This window comes from Streptomyces sp. NPDC004542 (genome assembly GCF_040610035.1).
GTDB lineage: Bacteria > Actinomycetota > Actinomycetes > Streptomycetales > Streptomycetaceae > Streptomyces.
Genome location: NZ_JBEXLP010000001.1, coordinates 13,144 through 35,382 on the forward strand (window position 1 = coordinate 13,144; position 22,239 = coordinate 35,382).

General features: G+C 71.4%; 27 protein-coding genes and 1 pseudogene. 5 read left to right on the plus strand and 23 right to left on the minus strand.

What is annotated here, in order from left to right:
- Positions 1–201: 201 nt before the first annotated feature.
- The 4 genes from ABZX30_RS00055 to ABZX30_RS00070 form a co-directional block, all read right to left on the minus strand.
- The gene (locus tag ABZX30_RS00055; RefSeq protein ID WP_355926744.1) at positions 202–975 is read right to left on the minus strand and encodes an isoprenyl transferase; all 774 of its coding nucleotides are present in this window, start codon (positions 973–975) and stop codon (positions 202–204) included.
- Positions 976–1,616: 641 nt separating this feature from the next.
- On the minus strand, positions 1,617–2,447 hold the full coding sequence (locus ABZX30_RS00060) for a class I SAM-dependent methyltransferase (RefSeq protein WP_355926747.1): 831 nt from the start codon (positions 2,445–2,447) through the stop codon (positions 1,617–1,619).
- 23 nt (positions 2,448–2,470) lie between these two features.
- Entirely contained in the window at positions 2,471–2,980 is a 510-nt protein-coding gene (locus ABZX30_RS00065; RefSeq protein ID WP_355926749.1) for a GNAT family protein, read from the minus strand.
- Positions 2,981–3,037: 57 nt separating this feature from the next.
- Complete coding sequence (locus tag ABZX30_RS00070; protein WP_355926751.1) at positions 3,038–3,910, minus strand: LLM class flavin-dependent oxidoreductase; 873 nt, start codon at positions 3,908–3,910, stop codon at positions 3,038–3,040.
- A gap of 60 nt (positions 3,911–3,970) precedes the next feature.
- On the opposite strand from ABZX30_RS00070, the gene ABZX30_RS00075 reads away from it, so the two are divergent.
- A complete protein-coding gene (locus ABZX30_RS00075; protein ID WP_355926754.1) occupies positions 3,971–4,366 on the plus strand; it encodes a DUF192 domain-containing protein in 396 nt (131 codons plus the stop codon).
- Positions 4,367–4,468: 102 nt separating this feature from the next.
- Here ABZX30_RS00075 and ABZX30_RS00080 read toward each other — a convergent pair whose 3' ends face one another.
- On the minus strand, positions 4,469–4,963 hold the full coding sequence (locus ABZX30_RS00080) for an ATP-binding protein (protein ID WP_355926756.1): 495 nt from the start codon (positions 4,961–4,963) through the stop codon (positions 4,469–4,471).
- A 268-nt stretch (positions 4,964–5,231) separates the two neighbouring features.
- On the opposite strand from ABZX30_RS00080, the gene ABZX30_RS00085 reads away from it, so the two are divergent.
- Positions 5,232–6,083 carry a helix-turn-helix transcriptional regulator gene (locus ABZX30_RS00085; RefSeq protein ID WP_355926759.1) on the plus strand — a complete coding sequence of 284 codons (852 nt, stop codon included), beginning with the start codon at positions 5,232–5,234 and terminating at the stop codon, positions 6,081–6,083.
- Between the two features lie 11 nt (positions 6,084–6,094).
- Positions 6,095–6,286, plus strand: coding sequence for a hypothetical protein (locus ABZX30_RS00090; protein WP_355926762.1), 192 nt, complete (start codon positions 6,095–6,097; stop codon positions 6,284–6,286).
- Positions 6,287–6,299: 13 nt separating this feature from the next.
- Here the strand turns inward: ABZX30_RS00090 and ABZX30_RS00095 are convergent.
- Positions 6,300–6,503 (minus strand): annotated as a pseudogene (locus ABZX30_RS00095) (OmpA family protein); the annotation flags it as partial.
- A gap of 10 nt (positions 6,504–6,513) precedes the next feature.
- Here ABZX30_RS00095 and ABZX30_RS00100 point away from each other — a divergent pair.
- Positions 6,514–6,705 (plus strand): hypothetical protein, encoded by a 192-nt coding sequence (locus ABZX30_RS00100; protein WP_355926762.1) that lies wholly within the window; start codon positions 6,514–6,516, stop codon positions 6,703–6,705.
- Between the two features lie 13 nt (positions 6,706–6,718).
- On the opposite strand, the gene ABZX30_RS00105 is transcribed toward ABZX30_RS00100, so the two are convergent.
- From ABZX30_RS00105 to ABZX30_RS00185, 17 genes are all read right to left on the minus strand, one after another.
- On the minus strand, positions 6,719–7,339 hold the full coding sequence (locus ABZX30_RS00105; protein ID WP_355926765.1) for an OmpA family protein: 621 nt from the start codon (positions 7,337–7,339) through the stop codon (positions 6,719–6,721).
- Positions 7,340–7,346: 7 nt separating this feature from the next.
- Positions 7,347–7,928 (minus strand): hypothetical protein, encoded by a 582-nt coding sequence (locus tag ABZX30_RS00110; protein WP_355926768.1) that lies wholly within the window; start codon positions 7,926–7,928, stop codon positions 7,347–7,349.
- Between the two features lie 34 nt (positions 7,929–7,962).
- Complete coding sequence (locus ABZX30_RS00115) at positions 7,963–8,559, minus strand: pilus assembly protein TadG-related protein (protein ID WP_355927352.1); 597 nt, start codon at positions 8,557–8,559, stop codon at positions 7,963–7,965.
- The gene (locus ABZX30_RS00120) at positions 8,556–8,786 is read right to left on the minus strand and encodes a hypothetical protein (protein WP_355927354.1); all 231 of its coding nucleotides are present in this window, start codon (positions 8,784–8,786) and stop codon (positions 8,556–8,558) included. Before ABZX30_RS00120 ends, ABZX30_RS00115 begins: the two co-directional genes overlap by 4 nt.
- A gap of 92 nt (positions 8,787–8,878) precedes the next feature.
- A complete protein-coding gene (locus ABZX30_RS00125) occupies positions 8,879–9,610 on the minus strand; it encodes a response regulator transcription factor (RefSeq protein WP_355926770.1) in 732 nt (243 codons plus the stop codon).
- A 13-nt stretch (positions 9,611–9,623) separates the two neighbouring features.
- On the minus strand, positions 9,624–10,994 hold the full coding sequence (locus tag ABZX30_RS00130) for a histidine kinase (RefSeq protein WP_355927356.1): 1,371 nt from the start codon (positions 10,992–10,994) through the stop codon (positions 9,624–9,626).
- Between the two features lie 47 nt (positions 10,995–11,041).
- The gene (locus ABZX30_RS00135) at positions 11,042–11,929 is read right to left on the minus strand and encodes a DUF5936 domain-containing protein (protein ID WP_355926772.1); all 888 of its coding nucleotides are present in this window, start codon (positions 11,927–11,929) and stop codon (positions 11,042–11,044) included.
- A gap of 16 nt (positions 11,930–11,945) precedes the next feature.
- The gene (locus ABZX30_RS00140; RefSeq protein ID WP_355926774.1) at positions 11,946–12,890 is read right to left on the minus strand and encodes a type II secretion system F family protein; all 945 of its coding nucleotides are present in this window, start codon (positions 12,888–12,890) and stop codon (positions 11,946–11,948) included.
- 8 nt (positions 12,891–12,898) lie between these two features.
- A complete protein-coding gene (locus ABZX30_RS00145) occupies positions 12,899–14,236 on the minus strand; it encodes a CpaF family protein (RefSeq protein WP_355926777.1) in 1,338 nt (445 codons plus the stop codon).
- Between the two features lie 18 nt (positions 14,237–14,254).
- A complete protein-coding gene (locus ABZX30_RS00150) occupies positions 14,255–14,617 on the minus strand; it encodes a TadE/TadG family type IV pilus assembly protein (RefSeq protein WP_355926780.1) in 363 nt (120 codons plus the stop codon).
- Position 14,618: 1 nt separating this feature from the next.
- Positions 14,619–14,999 carry a TadE family protein gene (locus tag ABZX30_RS00155; protein ID WP_355926782.1) on the minus strand — a complete coding sequence of 127 codons (381 nt, stop codon included), beginning with the start codon at positions 14,997–14,999 and terminating at the stop codon, positions 14,619–14,621.
- Positions 14,996–16,246, minus strand: coding sequence for a P-loop NTPase (locus ABZX30_RS00160; RefSeq protein ID WP_355926785.1), 1,251 nt, complete (start codon positions 16,244–16,246; stop codon positions 14,996–14,998). Before ABZX30_RS00160 ends, ABZX30_RS00155 begins: the two co-directional genes overlap by 4 nt.
- Positions 16,247–16,258: 12 nt before the next feature.
- Positions 16,259–16,960: a Flp pilus assembly protein CpaB gene (gene cpaB, locus ABZX30_RS00165; RefSeq protein ID WP_355926787.1), complete on the minus strand. Its 702-nt coding sequence runs from the start codon at positions 16,958–16,960 to the stop codon at positions 16,259–16,261.
- A 74-nt stretch (positions 16,961–17,034) separates the two neighbouring features.
- A complete protein-coding gene (locus tag ABZX30_RS00170) occupies positions 17,035–17,865 on the minus strand; it encodes a hypothetical protein (protein ID WP_355927358.1) in 831 nt (276 codons plus the stop codon).
- 435 nt (positions 17,866–18,300) lie between these two features.
- The gene (locus tag ABZX30_RS00175) at positions 18,301–18,798 is read right to left on the minus strand and encodes a hypothetical protein (protein ID WP_355926790.1); all 498 of its coding nucleotides are present in this window, start codon (positions 18,796–18,798) and stop codon (positions 18,301–18,303) included.
- A 138-nt stretch (positions 18,799–18,936) separates the two neighbouring features.
- Positions 18,937–19,698, minus strand: a complete 762-nt coding sequence (locus ABZX30_RS00180) for an IclR family transcriptional regulator (protein WP_355926793.1) — start codon at positions 19,696–19,698, stop codon at positions 18,937–18,939.
- Positions 19,695–20,819 carry a sugar kinase gene (locus ABZX30_RS00185; RefSeq protein WP_355926795.1) on the minus strand — a complete coding sequence of 375 codons (1,125 nt, stop codon included), beginning with the start codon at positions 20,817–20,819 and terminating at the stop codon, positions 19,695–19,697. The genes ABZX30_RS00180 and ABZX30_RS00185 overlap by 4 nt, the downstream gene beginning before the upstream one ends.
- A gap of 146 nt (positions 20,820–20,965) precedes the next feature.
- Between ABZX30_RS00185 and ABZX30_RS00190 the strand changes: the two genes are divergently transcribed.
- Complete coding sequence (locus ABZX30_RS00190) at positions 20,966–22,237, plus strand: amino acid deaminase (RefSeq protein ID WP_355926798.1); 1,272 nt, start codon at positions 20,966–20,968, stop codon at positions 22,235–22,237.
- Positions 22,238–22,239 lie beyond the last annotated feature (2 nt).

Below are 22,239 nucleotides of genomic sequence, written 5' to 3' on the forward strand. Positions count from 1 at the left end.
GGGCGGACGGCCCCGTGCCGTCCGCTGAGATGCGACGCCCGTGGTTCGGGTGTCGACCTGCATGGCTTATGCCCTCGAACAAGCGGCGCCATGCAGATGCAGGAGACAGCGCGCCGGTGAACTCCTTGTTACACCCGCCTGAAATGGGGTATACGAGCGCTTTCCCCCTGGGGTACGTCCCGGGGGTCGGGTCCGCGCCGCTCAGCCGCCGAAACGCCGGTGACGTGCGGCGTAGTCGCGCAGGGCGCGCAGGAAGTCGACCTTGCGGAAGGCCGGCCAGAAGACCTCGCAGAAGTAGTACTCCGAGTGGGCCGTCTGCCACAGCATGAATCCGGACAGCCGCTGCTCACCGCTGGTACGGATCACCAGATCGGGGTCGGGCTGGGCGCCGGTGTACAGGTGGCGGCCGATCATGTCCACGTCGACGGACTCCGCGAGGTCCTCCAGGGAGACCCCCTTGTCCCGGGCGTCGTGGAGCATCGAGCGGACCGCGTCGGCGATCTCCTGGCGGCCGCCGTAGCCGATGGCGACGTTGACCAGTATCCCGTCGACGTGCGCGGTCGCCTCCTCGGCCTCCTTCAGCGCCGTCTGCATCTGGGAGGGCAGGATGTCGGGCGTGCCCACGTGGTGCACCCGCCAGCGGCCGTCGGCGGCCAGGGTGCGCACGACGTCCTCGATGATGCCGAGGAGCGGGACGAGCTCCTCCTTGGGCCGGTCGAGGTTGTCCGTGGACAGCAGCCACAGCGTGACGACCTCGACGTCCGTCTCGGTGCACCAGCCGAGGAACTCCTCGATCTTGTCGGCACCGGCCCGGTGTCCATGGACGGTGCTGGAGCCGGCGGCCTTCGCCCACCGGCGGTTGCCGTCCATGATGACGCCGATGTGCTTGGGCACCTGAGCGTGGTCCAGGTGGCCTTCCACCCGGCGTGCGTACAGCCTGACCAGCAGGCCGCGCAGCCTGTCGCGCAGGTTCACGTGATTGTCAGCCCCTCCGGTATGGCGGTCCCCGCGGGCGAAGCCTACCCCTGCGGCGCTCTGGCTCGGGATTCCACGACCCGGGCGGCCAGTTGGGCACGGACCCGGCCGGATCCGCGGACCGAGAAAAAACGGGCCGGTCCGTGGGGGGGAGACGGACCGGCCCGAGGGGGGGGGTTCCACCATAACCCTTCGTGAGGGCGGATGCGTGCATCAGCGCGGGACAACTACTCTCCGGAGTTGCCCGACGACGCGGCGGTGAGACCGGAATGCTTCATTCAAGGGGTTCGCGCGACCCGAACACGGCAGATTCCCAGGCAAAAGGCCCGTACGGGGAGGGATCACGAGGATCCACCCCCCTTGCAGGTCCACCCGGTCGGCCGACCCCCGTATCCCTCCGACGGGCGATCCGGTCGCGAACGGCCGCTTGACGCGCACACCGGCCGGATTCCGGCACCGCGCAGCCCCCTCCACTGCGCGGTACCACCCACGCCGCTTTGCTTGCGCGAATTACCTTGGTCTGAACTTACGCGAGCCGCGGCGCTCATGCGAGCCTCCAGGGATAACGATGCGGAAACTCCGGGGACATGGAGGACGAACCCCGAGTAATTCATCTCTCTACGTCCGCATCACCCGATTTGCTACTCCGCCGGTCTCCGGGCGTCGAAGAGATGCCGGGTACTGTGCGCGACGAAGGAACCCTCGGCCTCGATCCGCTCGTGCAGGTCGCGCAGCCGGGACGCGTACGCCTCGACGGTGAAACCGGGCACCATCCAGATCACCTTGCGCAGGAAGTGGACGACGGCGGCGATGTCGTGGAACTCCACCCTCAGCCGCTCGGCCCGCAGCCCGACGACCTCCAGCCCCGCCGCCTCGGCCTCGGCCCGCTCCCGTTCGGGATGCCGGCCGCCGCGCACCTCGTCCGGCCGCGGCCCGAGGAAGTGCTCCACCAGTTCGAAGACACTGCGCGGGCCCACGTGCTGGGCGAAGTACGCCCCGCCCGGTCGCAGTACGCGGGCGATCTCCCGCCACACGGGCCGCACGGGGTGCCGGCTGAGCACCAGGTCGAAGGCCCCGTCGGCGAAGGGCAGCGGCGCGTCCTCCGGCACGGCGACCACCACGACGCCCCGTGGCCGCAGCAGGGCGGTCGCCCTGGCGACGTTCGGCGGCCAGCCCTCGGTCGCGGCGACCAGCGCCGGCCGGGCGGGAGCCGCCGTACCCAGGGCGAAGTCGAGCACTTCCCCACCCCCGGTCTGGACGTCGAGCGCTGCCGTGGCACCGGCCAACCGCTGCCCGGCCGCGCGGGCGTACCCCCACGAGGGCCGCGCCTCGGTGGCCCGCCCCTCGAACCAGGAGAAGTCCCAGCCCTCGGTGGGCACGGCGGCACCCTCGGCGACCAGATCCTCGAACGTGCGCCTTTCCGACGTGCGGTTCTCCGACGTGCGGTTCTCCGACGTGCGGTTCTCTGCCATGCGCTGATCGTCGCAGCCTGGGGTCAGCGGGCGCCGCTGATTTTCCCGCCGCCGGCCGCCTCGCGAAGCACGAGCAGTACGTGCTCGTCCTCGCCGTGCCGCAGCGTGCCCTCGCGTGCGAACCCGTGCTTCTCCAGGAGGCGGACGGAGGCGGTGTTCCCCGAGAAGGGATCGGCGTACAACGGCCGCGCCGGCTCCTGAAGGAGAAAGAGCGTCAGGGCCCGGCTACCGACGCCCCTGCCCCAGTACGGCCGCCCGAGCCAGTACCCGAGGAAGCGGCGGTCGTCCTCCCACCAGGACACGACGTTCCCGGCCACCTCGCCGTCCACGGTGACGGTCCGCACCAGGTTGCCGGGGTCCCCCAGGACCCGCTCCCTCCAGTGCGTCAGGAACCTCTCCCGCGGCCGGGGAGCGAACCTCGACCGCCGGACGGCTTCCGGTTCGTGCTCGTAGACGAGGAAGAGTGGGAGATCGTCGTCGACGACTTCACGGAGGCGTACGTCGGCACGGCGGTCGTCCTGCTGCTGCGTCACGGTGGCGAGTGTGGCAGCCGCCACTGACAACGGTCGCCGTGCTGCCGCGCTGCCGCGCTACGGCAGGAGGGGCCTGACCTCCTCGGCGGTGAACCGTACGAACCCTTCGGGATCGGGCTCGTCCCCCGTCGGCTGGAGGACCACCGTGTCGGCTCCCGCGTCCGCGAGCCGCTGCACGGCCTCCGCCACGGCGGCCGCGTCTCCGGCGACCCCGAGCCCCGGGACGGATCCCATGCCCTCGGCGACGAGTTCGGCACGGAGCCGGTCCGCGGCGCCCGCCCCGGTGGCCGTGAGGAGGTACACGACCACCTTGTGCGTCCCGGTACGTCCCGCCGTCCGCCGTCCCTCCTCGATGAGCCGGCGTGCCTCGCGCACACCGTCCGGCGGCGTGGCGGCCGTGAGGATCGTCCCGTCGGCGGCCTCACCGGTCAGCCGCAGCGTACGGGGCCCGGTGCCGCCGGCGAGGACCTCGACGGCACCGTCCGGCGGCCAGTCGAGAGCGACGTCGTGGAGCTTCACGTACCGGCCGTCGACGGTGAGCCGCTGCCCGTTCAACAGGCCCCGTAGCGCCTCGAGATGCTCCCTCAGCAGGGTCAGCGGCGACCCGGCGCGGGCGCCGACCTGGCCCATCCAGTCCTGCACGCCGTGGCCGACGCCGAGGATCGCCCGCCCGGGGAACATCCGGTGCAGCGCGGCTGCCTCCATCGCGGTGACGGCCACGTTCCGGAGCGGCACGGGCAGCAGTCCGACGCCGACCCGCACCCGCTCGGTCCAGGCCAGCGCGGCGGCGGCCGTGGAGATCCCGCCCTCCAGGAAGCAGTCCTCCCACAGCCAGAGTTCCTCCAGACCGGAGGCGTCCGCGAGGCGGGCCACCGATCGAAGTCGTTCCGGAGGGAGTTGGGGACGGAACACGGCGCCGAGTACGGTCATGCCACCTTCGTAACCCGCCGTCGGCATGAGTCACAACTCCTTTTGGGTACGGTCGGCGGCATGGGACGGTGGCGGAACGGGCGGGGCAGGCTCACGGTTCCGGGGGACGGCGGATCGGCCGGTGCAGCCGTCCCCTTGGAGATCGCGGCCTCCTACCGCGCCCGTACGAAGGGACTGCTCGGGCGGGACTCCCTGGACGGGGCGATGCTGCTCTCGCCGGCCGGCGGCGTGCACACCTTCCGCATGCGGATGCCCATCGACGTCGCCTACCTCGACCGCCGGCTCACCGTCATCGCCGTCCGCACCATGCGCCCCGGCCGCCTGGGCCTGCCCCGGCTCCGCGCCCGTCATGTGCTGGAGGCGGAGGCGGGGGCGATGGCGGGGTGGGGTGTGCGGGTGGGGGTGCGGGTGGAGGTGCGGGTGGCGGCCGAGGCCGAGGCCGAAGGAGGCCGCTGACCTGCCGGTAGCCGCGTTATTGGCAGATATGGGACAGGCCCGGAGAGTGAATCCGCAGGTGCGGAGGTCACAGCGTGGTCCATATCTGCCAATCGCCGCGCATCAGCTCCTCAGATAGGCGCGCGCTGTGGTGCGGGGCAGTACCGCCCACATACGCGTGCCGCCGCCCGGTTCGCGGGCCTCGCCGAAGCCCCAGTCGCCTCCGCAGGCCCTGACCACGCAGGCGACCACCCGCAGTGCCGCCCGGCGGCGGGTGTCGCATGCGGCGGCGAGACGGGGGTGGGTGTGGCGGGGATGGCCGTCGTAGAGGATCACGCGAAGGGCGGCGTCGCGGTAGCGCAGGGAAACGTAGATCTCGGTGGACGGGGTGAAGCGGCAGGCGCACGCGGTCAGTTCGCTCACCACCTGTACGGCGGGGTCGGTCACGTCGCCGAGGCCGTGCACCTGGAGGATCGTCCGTACCGCCGTCCTGGCGATCGCGGCCGTCTGCGGGGCGGCGGGGAGAGTGAGGCTGTAGGCGAGGGATTCGGGGGTGGAGGGCGTCGGGGAGAGGGCTTCGGAGGGCGGGGGCAGGCAGGACGTCACGTTCGCGGGCATGGCGGGAACTCCCTTGTGGTCAATTGGATTGACGCCCCGATCGGTGGCCTGTCTCCCTGACGCGGCCCGCCCCTCCCAGGGCAGGAGGTTGCGGGCAGGCTCGCGCGATGCGCTTCCGGGTGGCGCCGGGTCGCAGTCGACCCGTCACTGAATGTAGAGGACCCCAGTGGCACGTGTGCCACTTATTCGCGGCAATTGCCACTATCGTGTTGGTCGGGCAATCCACGCGCAGGCAGACTGGCCCGATCGACCGGGAAGGAAGGTGCCGATGCCGACACGGCCCACACCGACTGAGCGTCAGCGGCGTCTGGGCGCCGAGCTGCGGAAAATGCGGCTCGCCGCGGGCAGGACCACCGAGTACGCCGCTGGCCTGCTCGGGTTGGATCGCACCAAGGTGTCGAACATGGAGGCCGGGATCCGGGCCACCTCACCCGAACGCATTCGGATACTCGCCAGCAACTACGACTGCGGGGATCAGGCATACATCGAGGGTCTGGTCGCCCTGGCGGACTCCCGCGAACGGCACTGGTGGGATCAGTACCGGGGTGTCTTGCCCCAAGGGCTTCTGGACGTCGCGGAGTTGGAGTGGTTCGCCACCCGGCTGGAAACCCTGCAGACCGTGCACGTACCCGGACTGCTACAGCTGAGCGGGTACGCCCGCGCCATCTTCGACTCCGCGATTCCATCGTTGCCCGAGTCGGAGATCGAACTGCGCGTGGCACAGCGCCTGCAGAGGCAGCAGGTGCTGGAGCGCCCGATGCCGGTCGAGTACATCGCCTACGTGCACGAGTGGGCACTGCGCATGCAGTTCGGAGGACTGCGAACGACCCGTGAGCAACTCCAGCACGTGTGCGAAATGTCCGATCGCGTGAACGTCGACGTACGTGTTCTGCCCGTCGGGGCCGGCGCCTTCCCAGGAGCAGGTCACGCTGTGCTGTACGCGAGCGGGGTGGTGCCCCGACTGGACACGGTCCAGCTGGATTCGGCCCATGGAGGAGAGTTCACCCATGCCGACGCCCAACTCACGAAGTACCGTGCTCACATCGACTGGTGGAACGCCAAGTCATGCGACTCGCAAGCCTCGCGTGACTTCATCCATGCCATCATCCGCGATCTCTGAGGAGTGCCGCCATGGCCGAGATCACCTGGGAAGACCCCTACTGCGCCGAAGGCAACAACTGCTTCCGCATAGGCACCGACTCCCAAGGCAACGCCTACATCGCCGTCTCCGGGCAGGAGGAGCACTACGTCAGCGACAGCCGCGAAGCGCTCCGTACCCTCATCCTGGAGATCAAGGCCGGGAAGGCCGACCACCTGCTGTAGGTGACCGCCGGGGTCAGCTCCCCGAGCGCGGGAAACTGACCTCGACGCGACGGTTCTTCCTGCGGCCCTCCTCCGTCGAGTTGTCGGCGATCGGGTACTGCTCGCCGTAGCCGCGTACCTCGAAGGTGATGTCCGCGCTGTTCAGGTCCTGGTCGAGGACCGCTTGCAACCGGCAGCCTCCCGCGGCCTCGTCCAGACTGTCCCCGATAATTCTGAGGAGTGCCGCCATGGCCGAGATCACCTGGGAAGACCCCTACTGCGCCGAAGGCAACAACTGCTTCCGCATAGGCACCGACTCCCAAGGCAACGCCTACATCGCCGTCTCCGGGCAGGAGGAGCACTACGTCAGCGACAGCCGCGAAGCGCTCCGTACCCTCATCCTGGAGATCAAGGCCGGGAAGGCCGACCACCTGCTGTAGGTGACCGCCGGGGTCAGCTCCCCGAGCGCGGGAAACTGACCTCGACGCGACGGTTCTTCCTGCGGCCCTCCTCCGTCGAGTTGTCGGCGATCGGGTACTGCTCGCCGTAGCCGCGTACCTCGAAGGTGATGTCCGCGCTGTTCAGGTCCTGGTCGAGGACCGCTTGCACCGCATTGGCCCGCTGCCTGGACAGGACGTCGCCGTGGGCCGACGAACCCAGGTCGTCCGTGAAGCCGAAGACCCTGACCTGCGTCGCGTTCTGCTTCTTGATCTCCTCCGCGATCGCGCCGATACGGGCCTTCGACTCACCGCTCAGCTTGGCGCTGTCCTTGCTGAACAGCACCTCCGCCTGGAGGGCGAACTTCACGTCCGCGTTGGTGTCCTCCCGGCGCTCGTCTCCGGTCTGGTCCTCGACGACCGACTTGATGTCCAGCACCTTGGGATCGGCGAGGGTCGCACCCTCGGGGAGCTTGAGATCCGGGTCGGTGGGGTCGACTTTTACCGGGGCGGAGGCGGAGGGCTCCGTGCCCGGGGGGACGCTGGGGCCGGTGTCGTCGGCCCGAGCGGTCGTCGAGGCGAGCAGGAGGAGGGCGGCGGCGGTCACCGCGAGGGGGAGGTGGCGGGTTGTGGTCACGGGGGCCTCACCCGGAGATCTGGATGGGGGCAGAGGAGAACGTCGGCAGTTGGAAGGTGACCTCGTTCGTGCTTGTTGGAGGCGCTGGGAACTGCATGAAGATGGGGACCGTGTCACCGGCCTTGACCGTCTGGACACCGGTTGTGGTGAGTGGGCGTCCGTCCGTGTCCCGAAGCACGTAATAGCGCTTCCTGCCTTTGGAGTCCACGAGCGTGGCCCCCCCGAAGGACTGACCGTTCTTCATGATCTCGGTCTCATTGCCGGTGAGCTGCGACGAAAGCACCGCGTCCTTGCTGCCGTCGTTCTTGAGTTGCCCGTTGACGGTGACGAACCCACCAGTATCGCGCTGTGCCGACGTGACTTTGAGGGTCAGGCCATCAGGTCCACGCAGTTCGGCCAACGGCTCCTCCGACTGGCCTTCCTGGGCCCTCGGCTTGGATCCATGGTCCTTCGAAGGGGAGGCAGAGGTCTCCGGCTTCTTGTCGTCGCTGCCACCGCCGCCACAGCCGGCCACCCCGATGGCCAAACCGGCCGCAACGGTCATTGCGACCATCCCCCTACGGGCCCTCGCAGTGAACCGAATGCTCATCGCTCTGCTTCCCTTTTCACTCAACAATCGGTTGTCAGTCGGCCAGATGGACATCGAAGAGATCTTCGGGTCCCGGGAGATCCGTCAGGTCGTCCGGGTCGAGATCCCAGCTGGTGTTGTCCTTGCAAGTGAGGCGGGGCAGTGCACCACCATCGGCGTCCTCAGCGGGGAGCTCGAAGGTGCAAAGCGGCTCGATCACGGCTTTGGCTGACGCCTTTGACCTTATGTTCGCGGTGCCAGGGACAACGGAGTCTCCGACGGTCTTGTTGGTCTGCGCATTGACCACATAGGTCAAAGGGTCGGGCGAAGAACAACTGGCTTGAGCGTCGTTTCGCGCGGCAAGCTGCTCGGCCCGCCAGCACGAGGGTTCGATCGGCACCTTCCCATCGAAGTCGCCCTGCCACTTGGTCGGATCGAGCACGTCCTCAACCCACTTGCCCGCAAGCTGGTCCCGGGCGTTCTGGGCGGCTGCGAGTGCCGCCGCGTCGGCGGCTGTCTGGGCGCCATTCCGGTTCACTGCCGCTTGACCCACCGCAAGGTAAGCGAACGCGAGAAAGAGCAGGCCCGCCACCACCGTGATGTAGATGGGGAAGGCCTGCCCTGCATCGCCGTACTTGCGCGAACGCGTCAGGTGATCTCGGTGATCTTCGCCTTGATCTTGTCGAGGATCGTCTTGCCGATGTCCGTGCCCGTAATCGCCAGCACGATCGCCACCACCACGGCGATGATCCCCAGATACTCGACCGCCGTCTGCCCCCGGTCGCCCGCCCGGCGTCGCAGTGCCTCGGCGGTCGTGTTCTTCCAGCTGTTGACGCGAACCTTGGTCGCCACGGCCGTCTTCAGCATCAGGTCGCTCATGGTGTTCCCCTCCGGGTTCGCTGCCGACCACGGCACCGTACGGCCGATCCCCCCGCTCGGCAAAGGGCCCCAGGGCCCAATCCCGGGACATCTCACGCCACCCCCAGCCACTTGGCGGCCGCCTGGGAGCGGCTGGTGCTGTGGAGTTTGGCGAAGATGCGGTTGATGTGGTTCTTGACCGTCTTCTCGCTGATGAAGCAGGTGGCGGCGATCTGCTGGTTGTTCATGCCGGTTGCGATGAGGTCCATGATCTCCGCCTCCCTCGTGCTCAGTCGGAACCGCGACCTAGTTGACTGTCCCACAGATGATTGCACTTGCGAAAGTCTTTGGGCCCCCATTTGGCTTGGGATCGCGGGAAGTTTGACGGGGGTGTGTGCAGTCGCGTGGTACCGGGGCAGCCGCGTCGCGGCCAGCGCCCCCGCCGCCGTCGGCGTGAAGTGCTCCCTGCCCGCCCTGATGTCCCGTACCGCCGTGCTCAGTTGCGCCACGGTGAACTCGCCGTGGACCAGGTAGCCGCTCGCCCCCAGTCGTACCGCTTCCCGGACCGTCTCCGGCTCGTGGCTGTAGGTGAGCATGATGACCGGGGCCAGCGGCACCAGGTGGGGCAGGGCCGCGAGGCCGTCCACCTCGGGCATGCGGACGTCGAGGAGGACGACGTCGGGCCGGTGCCGGCGGGCCGCGTCGCAGGCCTCGCGGCCGTTGGCGGCCTCGGCGACCACCGTGGTGTCCTCGCGGCCGGAGAGCAGGGCGGTCAGGCCCGCCCGGACCACCGGGTTGTCGTCGGCGACCACGATGCGGAGCGGTGCGTTCGGGTTCGGCGGCATCGGGTGCCTCCTCTCATGCGTCCTGGGAGTGGGGGTGGTCGGGCGGTGCGGGGGCCAGGGCCGCCAACGGTAGTTCCACGCGGACCTCCGTGCCCTCGGGATGGTCGCCCCGGCCGATACGGAAGCGGGCGCCCACCGACTCGGCCCGTTCGGCCATGCCGATCACTCCGAAGTGGCCCGTGCGGCGGAGGTGGTCCAGGGTGGTGTCGGGCGGCAGGCCGCGGCCGTCGTCGTGGACGGTCAGGCGGAGGAGGCCGCTGTCCACCGCCGCGGTGACCTTCACGTGGGTGGGAGAGCCGTGGCGGTGGGCGTTCTCCATCGCCTCCGAGGCGATCGTGAGGAGCTGCCGGGCCACCGCCGGGGGGATCGGCGGCAGTTCGTGGGGGGCTGGGGCGTGGCAGGTCGCCGGGATGCCCGTGCGGGCGGTGAAGTCCCGGGTGCGGGTGGTGAGTTCCGCGAGTACGTCGGTGCCGTGGGCGGGGTCGCTCTCGCGGCGCAGGTCGGTGAGGAGTTCGCGGGCCTCGGCCGCCGCCCTGCGGGCCGAGCGGGCCACCAGTTCCGCCTTTTCGCGGAGGACGGCGGGGTCCCCGCGGTCGGCGGACGACGCCGACGCCGCCAGTCCGTCCGCGGCGAGGGCCACGCCGTACAGGGTCTTGGTCACCGAGTCGTGCATCTCCCGGGCCAGGCGGGCCCGTTCGGCGTTCACCGCCTCGGTCACGGCCAGGCGGGCCTGGACCGCCGTCAGGGCCTGGGTGGCCGCGCCGAAGCGGAGCATCAGGTTGCGCAGGGTCGAGCCCACGGCACCTGTGATGACGCAGAGTCCGGGGAGAAGCAACGACTCGGCCGGGTCCACCTGTTGCCGCGCCTTCAGCGTGGTGTGGACCAGGAGCAGGATCAGGGACTGGAGAGAGGCGAAGCACGCCGCTCCCCGCCAGCTGTAGAGCAGGCCGGCGAGCAGGGGTGTGCAGACGCTCACGTACGCGAGTGTGGTGTCCGGGCCGGCCGAGATCAGGAGCAGGGAGCCGAGGAGGGTGTCCACCGCCAGCAGGGTGGGATGGCGCAGGAGGAGGGGGCCGAAGCGTTCCCAGTCGCGGAACAGGACGTACGACGCCATGAAGGTGACGACCACCGCAGCGCCCACCAGGCGGACGCCGATGCCGGGGGCGGCGTTGACCAGGGCCGCGGGGGCGGCGAGGGCGATCATGGCCAGGCGGAAGCCGAACACCTGCCGGCACACCGCCTGTACTGCGCGGAGCTGTAGCTTTTCGGGTGCGGGTGCGGGTGCGGGTGCAGGTGCGAGTGCGGGTGCTAGTGGCCCCTGCGGGAGTACGGCGCCGCCGGCGGCCGACGGTTCGTTCGGCGGCCTCCGCCGCCGTCGTCGCAGGGCCGCCCGCGGTCTCGTCGTCGCCATCGCCATCACCCCACCCCCGTCTACTTCCCGGTGATCGAGCCGAAGTTCACGCCGGAGCCCAGCAGCAGGCCCGCGGCGAGGAGGAGCATGGTGGCCGGGACCATGAAGGTGGTGATCATCAGGGTGGCCCGGGGTACCGCGCGGGCGGCCTTGCGGCGGGCGTTCTGGGCGTCCGTGCGGCGCATGTCCTTGGCGAGGGCGACCAGGGTGTCGACGATGGGCGCGCCCAGCTCCTCGCCCTGCTGCAGCGCCGTGACGAACATGGCGACCTGCTCGGAGTCGTTGCGGCGGCGGAGTTCCGCGAAGGCCTCGCGGCGGCTCATGCCGAGGTCCATCTGGCGCAGGGTGATGCGCAGTTCGTCCGCCCAGGGGCCCTCGTACCGGGAGGCCACGCGGTCCAGGGCCTGGCGGAAGCCGAGGCCGGCGCTGACCACGACCGCGAGCACGTCCAGGAAGTCGGGGAGGGTCCGCTCGATGACGTCCTTGCGGACGCGGATCGCCGACCAGATGCCGACCTCGGTCCAGAACGCGCCGAAGGCCAGCAGGAGCAGCGCCACGAACCACTGGCCGCGGAGGAGGAAGACCAGGAAGCCGGTGCCGCCCAGCGCGCCGTACACCGCGCGGCGGGCCGCGTAGCGGTCGATGGTGAGGCCGCCGGGGTTGCCCGCGAGGTCGATCCTGCGGCGGTACCTGGCGACCTGCTTGGGGCCCATCAGACGCAGCACCGTGGGCGCGTAGCGCATGCCCATGCGGTCGACGAGGGAGTGGGCGGCGCCGGTTCGGGTCGCGCCCACCTCCAGGGCGAGGGCGAGGTCGTCGGGGAGTCTGGCGTCCGCGCGGTACATGCGGACGCCGGCGAAGGCGCCCATGACGCTCAGGCCGACGACGAGTGCGAGGAGGAGAGCCATGTCCGCGGTCATCCCCTCAGACGTCGATCCGGCTCGTGCGGCGGATCAGCACGAAGCCGATCGCGTAGAGCCCGAACGCGATGAGCACGCAGGCCTGGCCGATCGGCGAGCCGGTCATGCGGTCCAGGGCGCCGTCCTTGACGCCGTTCATCAGGAACAGGGCGCCGATGCCGAGGACGGGTACGGCGTACGAGGTCATGGTCACCTGGGAGAGCTGGGTGCGGATCTCGCGGCGGGTCTCCTTGCGTTCCTCGAGGGTCTCGGTGAGGTTGCGCAGGGCGCTGACCACCTGTCCGCCCGCCCTGTTGGACAGGACCAGGGTGGTGACGAGGACGACCAGTTCGCGGGAGGGGAGACGGTCGGCGAGTTCGCCGAGGGCGTCGTCCATGGAGTGGCCGATCGCCAGCTGGTCGGCGACCTTGGCGAGTTCCTCGCCCGCGGGGGCCTCCAGTTCCTCCGCGGCCATGCCGATGGCGGTGCGCAGGGCCAGGCCGGCCTGGGTGGCGTTGGCCAGGATGCGGGCGAGCTCGGGAAGCTGGCTGATGAAGCGCTCGATGCGTTTCTGGCGCTGCCAGTTGAGGAACTGCCACGCCGCCCACACGCCCAGCAGCCCGGCGAGCGGGCCGAAGAAGGGTGCCAGGGTCGCCTGGCCGATCAGCCAGAGGGCCGCCACCGCGGCGAGCATGTACGCGAAGAACTCGCCCGGGGTGACGTCGAGGCCGGTCGCCGCCAGGCGGAGTTCGAGTTTCCGGCCGGGCGCGGTGCCGCGCAGCCGCCGGTCCAGGCCCCGGAAGCGGCGCCGGCGGCCGGTGACCGGGGTCTGGCCGGTGCGGGTCAGCCGTTCCACCAGCTCCGCCCGCTGGGCCCGGCCGCCGGCGTAGGCGTGCAGGCCCAGCACGGCCAGGACGCAGGTCAGCAGGGTGACGCCCGTGGTGAGGGTGACGAGGGTGTGCAGATCCATGGGCCTACCTACCTGGCTTCTCGGGTGGTGAGCTGGGTCGGCGTGTGGGCGATGCCGAAGGCCTGGGGTATCGGCTGGCTCGCCATGTAGAGGCGGTCGGCGGTGCGCCGGGGCAGCGGGAAGTACTGGAAGCCGCCGTACACGTGGCCGTCGTGGGTCATGGGCTGGGCGTCGAAGCGGGCGACGGTGGCCAGGCGGTAGGGCTCGCCGCCGTGGCTGTCCAGCACGGCGATCTCGGTGATGCGGCGGGCGCCGTCGGCGAACCGGGTGAGCTGGACGATGACGTCGACGGCGCTGTTGATCTGGTCGTGCAGCGCCACGAACGGGACCTCGACGTCGGACATGGAGGCGAGGGTCTGCAGGCGGGTGAGGGCGTCCTCGGCGCTGTTGGCGTGCACGGTGGCGAGGGAGCCGTCGTGGCCGGTCGACATGGCCTGGAGCATGTCCAGGGACTCGCCGCCGCGGACCTCGCCGACCACGATCCGGTCGGGGCGCATCCGCAGGGAGTTGCGGACCAGGTCGCGGATGGTGACCTGGCCCTTGCCCTCGACGTTGGGCGGGCGGGACTCCAGGCGGACCACGTGCGACTGCTGGAGCTGGAGTTCGGCCGAGTCCTCGATGGTGATGATGCGCTCGTGGGCCGGGATCAGCCCGGACAGGGCGTTGAGCAGGGTGGTCTTCCCCGTGCCGGTGGCGCCGGAGACGATGATGTTGAACTTCGCCTGCACCAGGCCCGCCAGCAGGAACAGCATGTGCTCGTCCAGCGAGCCCAGGCCGATCAGCTCCTGGAGGGTGAAGGAGCGCGGGAAGCGCCGGATGGTGAGGGCGGGACCGGTCAGCGACAGCGGCGGGATGATGACGTTGACGCGTTCCCCGGAGGGCAGGCGGGCGTCGACCATCGGGTTCGACTCGTCGACGCGCCGGTTGACCGTCGACACGATCCGCTCGATCGTCTGCATCAGCTGGTCCTGCGAGACGAAGCGGAGCGGCAGCTGCTCGACCCGGCCGCCGCGTTCGACGAAGATCGCGTCCGGGCCGTTCACCATGATCTCGGTGATCGACGCGTCCTCGAGCAGCGGCTCCAGGATGCCGAGGCCGAGCGCCTCGTCGACGACCCGGCGGATCAGCTGGGAGCGCTCCGCCGTGGACAGGACCGGCCCCTCGCGGCTGATGATGTGCCCGAGCACCCGTTCGAGCCGGGCGCGGCGTTCGGCGGCGGCCAGCGAGCTCATCTCCGCGAGGTCGATCTCCTCCAGGAGCTTGGCCCGGTAGGTGGCGACCAGATGGCCGTCCTCACCCCGGCTGCCGTGCTCCTCGGGGGTGTTGATGCGTGCGCGGAGACTCATGGGCGCAGGGCTCCTCGGTCAGTGGTCGAGCGGCATGGTGGCGGTCTTGCGGGCGTCGCCGAAGTCCCAGCCGGGGACGATGGAGGGGATGTGGACGGTGGCGGTCACGGTGACCTCCTGGTCGCCGTAGGACGCCGGGCAGGAGATGCCGCCCGCGAGCCGGCCGCTGACGGCCTGGGCGCAGGCCTGCGACGCGCTCTCCCTCAGCGACGCCGCGCGGGCCCCCGCCCTGGCCGCCGTGCCCGCCTGCTGGGCGGTGTAGGCGATCACCCCGATCTGGATGCCGGCCATGGCCACGAGAATGAGGATCGGGATGAACCCGAGGTACTCGATGGCGACCTGGCCCCGGTCGCGGCGCCGTCGTGTGCGGTCGTACGGCATCTCAGTCCTTCGCCTCCTCCACCGCGCCCGCGTGCCCGTGCACCGTGACCGGGAAGTCGATGCTGCCCGGGAAGAGGACGGGCACCTTGAGGGAGACGTCGGCCTGGACGTAGCCGCCGCCGGTCGCGCAGCTCACCGTGGCATTCCCCCTCCACGCCGCCGACAGGTGCTTCAGGCCCGCCTGTTCGCAGGCGCCCTGCCGCTCCCCCGGTGCCGCGGCCGTCCCCGCCCGCACCGCCTCGTCGGCAGCATTCCCAGCGAGCGTGTAGGTGTACCCCGCCAGCACGCACTGCCACACCAGCACCAGCGTCAGCACGATCAGCGGGGTCATGCCGAGGAACTCGACGCTGACCTGGCCCCGGTCGCCCGCCCTCCGTCTCACCCGCCCGCCTCCTTCCGGCGTCTGAGGCTCCCGGACGCCCTCTCGCCCCGCGCCCGGCCGCGGCGGCCCGGCTCGGCCGTCTTGACCAGGCCCAGCTCTCCCGCGAGGGTCCACAGGGCCTGCTTCACGGTGCTCTTGCCGTCGAGTTCGTGGACCCGCCCGGCGTCCACGGCGGCCTGGAGCTCCTTGAAGGCCGCGGGGACGGCCGTGCGGGCCAGCGCGGTGCCGGTGATGCGCTGGATGAGGGGCGGCTGGATCTCCGTGCCGCGGGTGTGGCGGTTGACGACGATCGTGGTCTCCTCGGCCTTGCGGATCTGCAGCCGGTCCCACATCCGCACCGTGCGCTTGGCGGCGCGGACGGCGACCACGTCCGGGGTGGTGACCAGCAGGGCCGTGTCGGCCATCTCCACGACGGCCGCGCCGGCCGCGCTGAGCTGGGCGCCGCAGTCGACGACGACGACCTCGTAGCGGGAGCGCAGGGCGCTGACGATCTGGCGGGCGGCGCGGTCGGTGACCTCCTCGCCGCGTTCGCCCTCGCCCGGGGCGAGCAGCAGGGCGAGGCCGGTGTCGTGGCGGAAGACGGCGTCGGCGAGGACGCGCGGGGAGATGTCGGTGATCGCCGCCAGGTCGACGACCGAGCGGCGGAACTGGATGTCCAGGTAGGAGGCGATGTCGCCGGTCTGGAGGTCCATGTCGACGAGTGCCGTGCCCCGGCCGGAGGCCTGCGCGGCGAGGGCGAGCTGGACGGCGGTGAAGGTGGCCCCGGTGCCGCCCTTGGCACCGCTGACGGTGACGACGGTGCCGCCGACGCCGCTGAACACGTCGGAGCCGTGGCCGAGGTGGCGTCGTACGCCGGTGGACCACTGGGCGGCGGCCTGGACCCGCATCGCGAGTTCCTCGTAGCCGAGGGGGAGGGTGACCAGGCCGCGGGCGCCGGAGTCCATGGCGGCGGCGAACAGGCCGGGGCCCGCGTCGGAGGTGACGAGGACGACGCCGACGGCGGGGAAGCGCAGGGCGACTTCGCGGACCAGCTCCAGGGCCGGGACCGGGCCGATGCCCTCGTGTACGACGACGACCTCGGGCAGTTCGTCGACGGACTCGGCCGCGAGCCGGGCCAGCGTGTCGACGAGCTGGGTGGAGTCCGTCACCGGCGGCACCGGTTCGGCGTCCGGGAGCTGGCCGAGCAGGCTGGTGAGGGACCGGACCGCGTCCGCGTCACCGCCCGCGGGGAGAATCCTGGTGGGCATGCGGGGCGCCTCTCACTTGTCCGTCGCGAGTTCGTACGTGCGGTCCTTGTCGGGGACGGTGGTCTCGCTGCCGGGGGCCACCAGGGCGAGCCGGACCCGCTGGGCGAACGACTCGGCGTAGGTGATGCGCTGGGCGTCGATGGTGGACAGCGCGAAGGTGATCGGGACGGCGTCGGTGGGCTGCTGGTTCCTGTTGTCGGGCTCCAGGGACTTGAGCTCGCCGACGTCGAGGACGCGGGCGTTGGTCACGATGATCTTCGACTGGTCGGGTTCGCCCTGCTTCTTGCCCTCGAAGGTGGCGTAGACGTTGACCCGGGAGCCGGGGGTGATCTTGCCGGCCACGCCGGTGGCCGCGTCGATCATGATCGCGACCTCCTGCTGGCCCGGCTGGAGCGCGGGCTGCTGGACGATCATGTCGGTCTGGAGCAGGGAGCCCCTGTGCAGGGCGGTCACGGCGATCTTGCCCTGGATCTCGCGGAGGCTGGTGACGGCGTTGGAGGACAGCCACCGCTCGGGCATCTTGATCTTCTCGAACTGCCCGGCTTCCAGGGCGGTGTAGGGCGCCACCTCGGAGCGCACCCGGTACGCGGTGACCTCGGGGCCGACCTTGGACTTCACGTCGTCGACGACGGAGAGCACGCCGGCGAACGCGCCGAGAGCGCAGAGGACCGACAGGATCAGGAGTATCACGCCGCGGCGCTGACGGGAGTTCATGAACCGTGCAACCTCGTTGGGGGAATCGGTCGAGCGGGATCGGGGCGGGCGAGGAGCGGTGCCGGCGTACGCCGTCAGGCGGGTGTTCGCTGCTCCAGTGCGCGTGGGGCGGGCGGTTCGTGGACGGGCGGGGTGGCGGAGCAGAAGACGCAGCGGTCGCCGATGACGTCGATGCCGCACCAGTGGCAGGTGCCGCGCCGGACCGAGGTGACCAGTTGGTAGAGCACCGACAGGTCGGCGAGATGGCTGCAGAACTCGGTCACCTTCCCGGTCCCCCACCAGGCCGGGGACTCGGCGGGCAGCCCGGTCTCGCGCAGGCCCTGCACACCCCAGGAGGTGGCGAGGGCTCCGCCGACCCAGTCGGACTGCAACGGTCCCTTGGCGACCAGCATCCAGGTGCCGAACTCCGGGCCGGCCAGGGCGGCGTCGGGACCGACCCGCACGAGCTGCGGCTCGGGGTGGGCGACCACCGCGAACTGGGTGCCCGGCACCCAGGACTTCGCGTGCGCCTTCAGGCCGACGGGTACCCGGTCCAGCCTGGCCACCGAGCCGAGGACCGCGCCGGCGTGGATGTAGTGGGTGAGCAGCCGGCCGGCGGAGGCGAGTACGCCCGGACCGAGGTCGCAGGAGGCGAGCTGGCGCAGCTGGCGGGCGAGGACGGCGACGCCGAGGGGCGGCAGCTCGGGCCGGAAGAGGGCGATGCGGTCGCTCTCCATGAGGGAGCGCAGGGTGTGCAGCCGCCGGGTCACCCCTTCGGGCACGGCCTGCGACGACACGACGATGACGTGCCCGTGCTGCTCGACGAGCGCCTGGAGTTCGGCCAGGGCGTGCTCGAGCGGCCGCTGGTCGAGGTCCCGCAGCACGACCGCGGGCACGGTCCGCTCGTCCTGCGGCGGCAGCGCCATGTCGACGCTGGTCACGGCAATGGCAGTTGGCACGCGCAGCTCCCCGCTCTCCACCGCTCTTCACACCCGTCGGCCCGGCCGGCGGTGACTCCGCTGCGCCGGGACGACTTCATTGCGTGACTACCTGAGCACTGTAACCACGGCTCTGTTACCGGAGAACAGCGTTTGGGCAGCTGGATGGGAACTGCTCTCGCACAACTGTGGTCATAACGGGGCACGTTGAACATCCGGCCGAAGCATGCGCCGGTCCGGCGGCGGGTACGCCCCGCCCGCGGTGGTGAACCACGCCCCCGACCGCCGGTCAGGGGCACCGGCCGCGGGCCCACGGGCCGCCGCAGGGCCGGCGAGCGGTGACGGCACGGCACGGCGGGGCGGGGCGGGCCCGCCCCGCCCCCACCGGGGACGCCCGGTACCGCGACGAGGTGCGCTGCCGGGCTACTCCTCGAAGTAGGCGTCCAGCACGGCGTCCAGCTGCTCGTCCCACTCCTTGAAGCGGCTCCTGGCCGACGCCTCGATCTCGATCGGGTACCAACGGCGGTCCGGGGTGTGCACCGTGACCGTGTACCGCTTGCCGAAGCGGGGGGACTCCGTCTCGACCGCGCCGATCTCGTCCCACCGGAACTCGCAGGCCTCCTCGTCGAGGCTCAGGCGGACGCCTCTGTGGTCGGCCACGATCCTGGCGCGGCGGTCGGCGGCCTCGAAAACGGGGCCCTCGGGGGCCGCTTCCTCGTCCGCTTCCGCTGCCTCCTCCCCGTCCTCGGCCTGCGCGGCGGGGGCCGGCTCGTCGGCCGGCGTCTCCGTGACCGCCTTCCCCTCCTCGGGCCTGGCGTCCTCGGGCTCCTCCGCCACGGGCGAGGTGAGCCCGGGGATGAAGGCCGGGTCGAATCCGGCGCCCTCCAGGGGCTGGCTGCTCGAACCTATGCGCTGCTCCACGGCGGAAGTATGGACGACATACCTGTGCCGGAACCAGCCGGACCGCTCTTTGCCCCGGCTCGTACTACCCGAACAGACCCCCGCACCGCGGGAGTCGGGCGGCGTCGGCCGGGCACGGCCGGCGCGCCGGCCGACCGGTCACCTGGCTTCCTTGATCGGGGTCCTGCCGGAGTACTCGCCGCTGACGGCGTCCGCCGTGCGGCGTACCAGCGGGAGGAGCGTGAGGAGTTCGTCGGCGCTGACGACGACGTTGGGCGCGGAGACCGACATGGCGGCGACCACCCGGCCGTCGGCCCCCCGTACCGGCGCGGCCACGCAGTTGATGGACTCCTCGTGGCCGCCTAGGTCGGTGGCCCAGCCCTGTTCGCGGACCTTCTCCAGCTCCCGCAGGAAGGCGGTGGCGTTGGGGGTGGAACGGGCCGTGTAGAGGGGGTAGTCGAGCCGGTCGGCGAGGGCGCGGCGCTCGGGTTCGGGGAGGTCGGCGAGGAGCAGCTTGGCCACGGCCGCGACGGTGACGGCGACGGGCTTGCCGATCCGCGAGTACATGCGCACGGGGTAGCGGCTGTCCACCTTGTCGATGTAGAGGACCTCGCCCTCCTCGTACACGGCGAGGTGGACGGTGTGGCCGCAGGCCTCGTTGAGCCGGGTCAGGTGGGGGTGGGCGATCTCGCGGATGTCGAGGCTCTCCATCGCCTCCTGGGCGAGGGCGAAGAGGCGGGCGCCGAGGCGGTAGCGCTGGTCGGACTGGCGGTAGACGAGGCCGTGTTCGTGGAGGGTGCGCAGGAGCCGCAGGGCCGTGGACTTGTGGACGCCGAGGCGGTCGGCGACCCGGCCGAGGTCGGCGGGGCCCTCGGCGAGCAGCGGCAGGATGCTCAGCGCACGGTCGACGGTCTGGCTCACGGTGTGCGGATCTCCTCGTCGGCCCGGGGGACGTCGTGTCTCCAGCCGGGGCCGAGCCGGAGCCTCCCCCACGTCTCCTCGTCGAGGGCGGCCAGCCGGTCGGCGTGGTGCAACCAGGAGGAGTGCGGCGATGGGGGTGCCCCCAGGCGTTCAGCTCCGGGGGACGCTCCATGAGGGGCGGTGGCCGGGCGACGGGCGGGCGGGGTGGCGAGGTCGCCGGGGACGGTGAGGGCGGCGGCGGCCATGAGGTGGCCGTGCCGGAGCCGGTCGCGGACCGGGAGGCCGCGCAGGGTGGCGGAGAGGAAACCGGCGGCGAAGGCGTCCCCGGCGCCGGTCGTCGCCACGACGTCGACCGTGAGGGCCGGGACGAAGGTGGCACCGTCCGCGTGCAGGGCCGTGGCCCCGTGCGCGCCCTGCTTCACCACCAGGATCTCCGGTTCCGGGAGCGCGGCACGGACGGCGGACGGGCCTCCCTCGACGCCCCAGGCCTCCCGCGCCTCGTCCTCGCCGACGAAGACGAGGTCCGCGGTGCGGGCCAGTTCCAGCAGCACACGGGGGTCGGCGCCGGCCCACAGGTGGGGCCGGTGGTTGACGTCGAAGGAGACGAGCGGGCGGCCGGGGCGGGGGGCGGTCAGCTCGCGGGTCAGCGCCAGGCAGTCCGGGGAGAGTGCCGGGGTGATCCCGGACAGGTGCAGCACGCGTCCGGCGCGTACCCCGGTGAGGTCCACCGTGTCGGCCGACATCGCCGAGGCCGCCGACCCCGACCGGTAGTACGCCACCTCGTGGGCGTCGGTGCCCCGGTCTCCGGAGGTGCGGAAGTAGATGCCGGTCGGCCGCGCCGGGTCGCGTACCACGGCGGTGACGTCGACGCCGTAGCCGCCGATCGTCTCGAGCAGGTGGTCGCCGAATCCGTCCGCTCCGACCCGGCTGACCCACCGTACGGAGTGACCGGCGGACGCCAGCGCGCAGGCCACGTTGGACTCGGCGCCGCCGATCGCGCGGTCGAAGGACGGCACGTCCGCGAGGCGGCCGGGCCGGGTGGGCAGGAAGGTGACCATGGACTCGCCGAGCGTGACGACGTCCACGACGCCGGTGGCCGTGCGGGATCCGGTGGTGGTCACGGTCGTCGTGGCTCCTCGGTGCGGGCGGGGTTGCGGGTGGGGGCGACGGGCGCCGTTGACCCCGGGTGGCCGAGATGTTAGACAGCGGTGAACGACATGCGCAACGCGCATTGCAGAGAGTGCAACGCACTGCTTGAGGAGGCCTCATGCGCATCGAAGCGCTCGCCCGGCTGGCCGGGGAACGCGTCGACCACCGCTTCAAGGGCCTCCCCCCGGACGCCGACGGCCTGACCGTCGGCGAGCTGGCCGCCCAGCGCCGCAACCTGTTCTCCGGCGGTTTCACGACCCCGGTCCTCGCCCTGTCCGCGGAGCGCCTGGAACACAACCTGAGGCTCATGGAGGCGTACGCGGCCCGCCACGGCCTCGCGTTCGCGCCGCACGGCAAGACGTCCATGGCGCCCCAGCTGTTCCAGCGGCAGATCGAGCACGGCGCGTGGGGCATCACGCTCGCGGTGCCGCATCAGGTGCGGGTGGCGCGGGCGTTCGGGACCGAGCGGGTGTTCCTCGCCAACGAGCTGGTCGACCCGGTGGCCCTGCGGTGGGTCTCCGCCGAGCTGGACGCCGACCCGTCCTTCCGGTTCGTCTGTTACGTCGACTCGGTGCGCGGGGTGGAGCTGATGGACGCGGTGCTGGAGGGGGCCGCCCGCCCGGTGGACGTGGTGGTCGAACTGGCCGCCGGGGAGGGCGCCCGGACCGGGGCGCGTACCGAGGCGGAGTGCGCGGCGGTCGCGGACGCGGTGGCCGCCGCGCCCACGCTGCGGCTGGCCGGGGTGGCCGGTTACGAGGGCGAGGTGCCGGGGGCGGACACGGAGCGGGTGGACGCCTGGCTGCGGCGGCTGGTCGCGCTGGCCGTCGGCTTCGACCGGGCGGGGCGGTTCGCGGCGGCCGGCCTCGACGAGATCGTGGTGAGCGCGGGCGGCAGCGCCTGGTTCGACGCGGTGGCCGAGGTCTTCGCCGGGATCCCGGAACTGTCGCTGCCCGTCCTGAAGTTGCTGCGCTCGGGCGCGTACGTCTCGCACGACGACGGCCACTACCGAAAGCTCACCCCCTTCCACCGCGTGCCCGAGGAGGGCGCCCTGGAGCCCGCGTTCCGGCTGTGGGCGCAGGTCGTGTCCCGCCCGTCGGCGGAGCAGGCCTTCGTGAACGCGGGCAAGCGGGACGCGGCCTACGACCTCCACCTGCCCTTCGCCCAGGTGGTCCGCCGGGACGGTGTGGAACGGCCCGCCACGGGTGTCTCGGTCACGGCGCTGTCCGACCAGCACGCCTGGCTGCGCACCACCGCCGAGGCGGACCTGGAGGTCGGGGACTGGCTGGGCATGGGGCTGTCCCACCCGTGCACGTCCTTCGACAAGTGGCCGCTGATCCCGGTGGCCCGGGCGGACGGCACGGTCGTCGACTACATCCGCACGTTCTTCTAGGA

Bases quoted from the DNA above. Each gene is read 5' to 3' on its own strand.
- ABZX30_RS00110 (WP_355926768.1), bottom strand. From the start codon at position 7,928: ATGAGCATTCGGTTCACTGCGAGGGCCCGTAGGGGGATGGTCGCAATG.
- ABZX30_RS00090 (WP_355926762.1), top strand. From the start codon at position 6,095: ATGGCCGAGATCACCTGGGAAGACCCCTACTGCGCCGAAGGCAACAAC.
- ABZX30_RS00190 (WP_355926798.1), top strand. From the start codon at position 20,966: ATGCGCATCGAAGCGCTCGCCCGGCTGGCCGGGGAACGCGTCGACCAC.
- ABZX30_RS00120 (WP_355927354.1), bottom strand. From the start codon at position 8,786: ATGAGCGACCTGATGCTGAAGACGGCCGTGGCGACCAAGGTTCGCGTC.
- ABZX30_RS00160 (WP_355926785.1), bottom strand. From the start codon at position 16,246: ATGCCCACCAGGATTCTCCCCGCGGGCGGTGACGCGGACGCGGTCCGG.
- ABZX30_RS00060 (WP_355926747.1), bottom strand. From the start codon at position 2,447: ATGGCAGAGAACCGCACGTCGGAGAACCGCACGTCGGAGAACCGCACG.
- ABZX30_RS00070 (WP_355926751.1), bottom strand. From the start codon at position 3,910: ATGACCGTACTCGGCGCCGTGTTCCGTCCCCAACTCCCTCCGGAACGA.
- cpaB (WP_355926787.1), bottom strand. From the start codon at position 16,960: ATGAACTCCCGTCAGCGCCGCGGCGTGATACTCCTGATCCTGTCGGTC.
- ABZX30_RS00075 (WP_355926754.1), top strand. From the start codon at position 3,971: ATGGGACGGTGGCGGAACGGGCGGGGCAGGCTCACGGTTCCGGGGGAC.
- ABZX30_RS00145 (WP_355926777.1), bottom strand. From the start codon at position 14,236: ATGAGTCTCCGCGCACGCATCAACACCCCCGAGGAGCACGGCAGCCGG.
- ABZX30_RS00085 (WP_355926759.1), top strand. From the start codon at position 5,232: ATGCCGACACGGCCCACACCGACTGAGCGTCAGCGGCGTCTGGGCGCC.
- ABZX30_RS00170 (WP_355927358.1), bottom strand. From the start codon at position 17,865: ATGGCGCTGCCGCCGCAGGACGAGCGGACCGTGCCCGCGGTCGTGCTG.
- ABZX30_RS00080 (WP_355926756.1), bottom strand. From the start codon at position 4,963: ATGCCCGCGAACGTGACGTCCTGCCTGCCCCCGCCCTCCGAAGCCCTC.
- ABZX30_RS00140 (WP_355926774.1), bottom strand. From the start codon at position 12,890: ATGGATCTGCACACCCTCGTCACCCTCACCACGGGCGTCACCCTGCTG.
- ABZX30_RS00150 (WP_355926780.1), bottom strand. From the start codon at position 14,617: ATGCCGTACGACCGCACACGACGGCGCCGCGACCGGGGCCAGGTCGCC.
- ABZX30_RS00125 (WP_355926770.1), bottom strand. From the start codon at position 9,610: ATGCCGCCGAACCCGAACGCACCGCTCCGCATCGTGGTCGCCGACGAC.
- ABZX30_RS00135 (WP_355926772.1), bottom strand. From the start codon at position 11,929: ATGGCTCTCCTCCTCGCACTCGTCGTCGGCCTGAGCGTCATGGGCGCC.
- ABZX30_RS00100 (WP_355926762.1), top strand. From the start codon at position 6,514: ATGGCCGAGATCACCTGGGAAGACCCCTACTGCGCCGAAGGCAACAAC.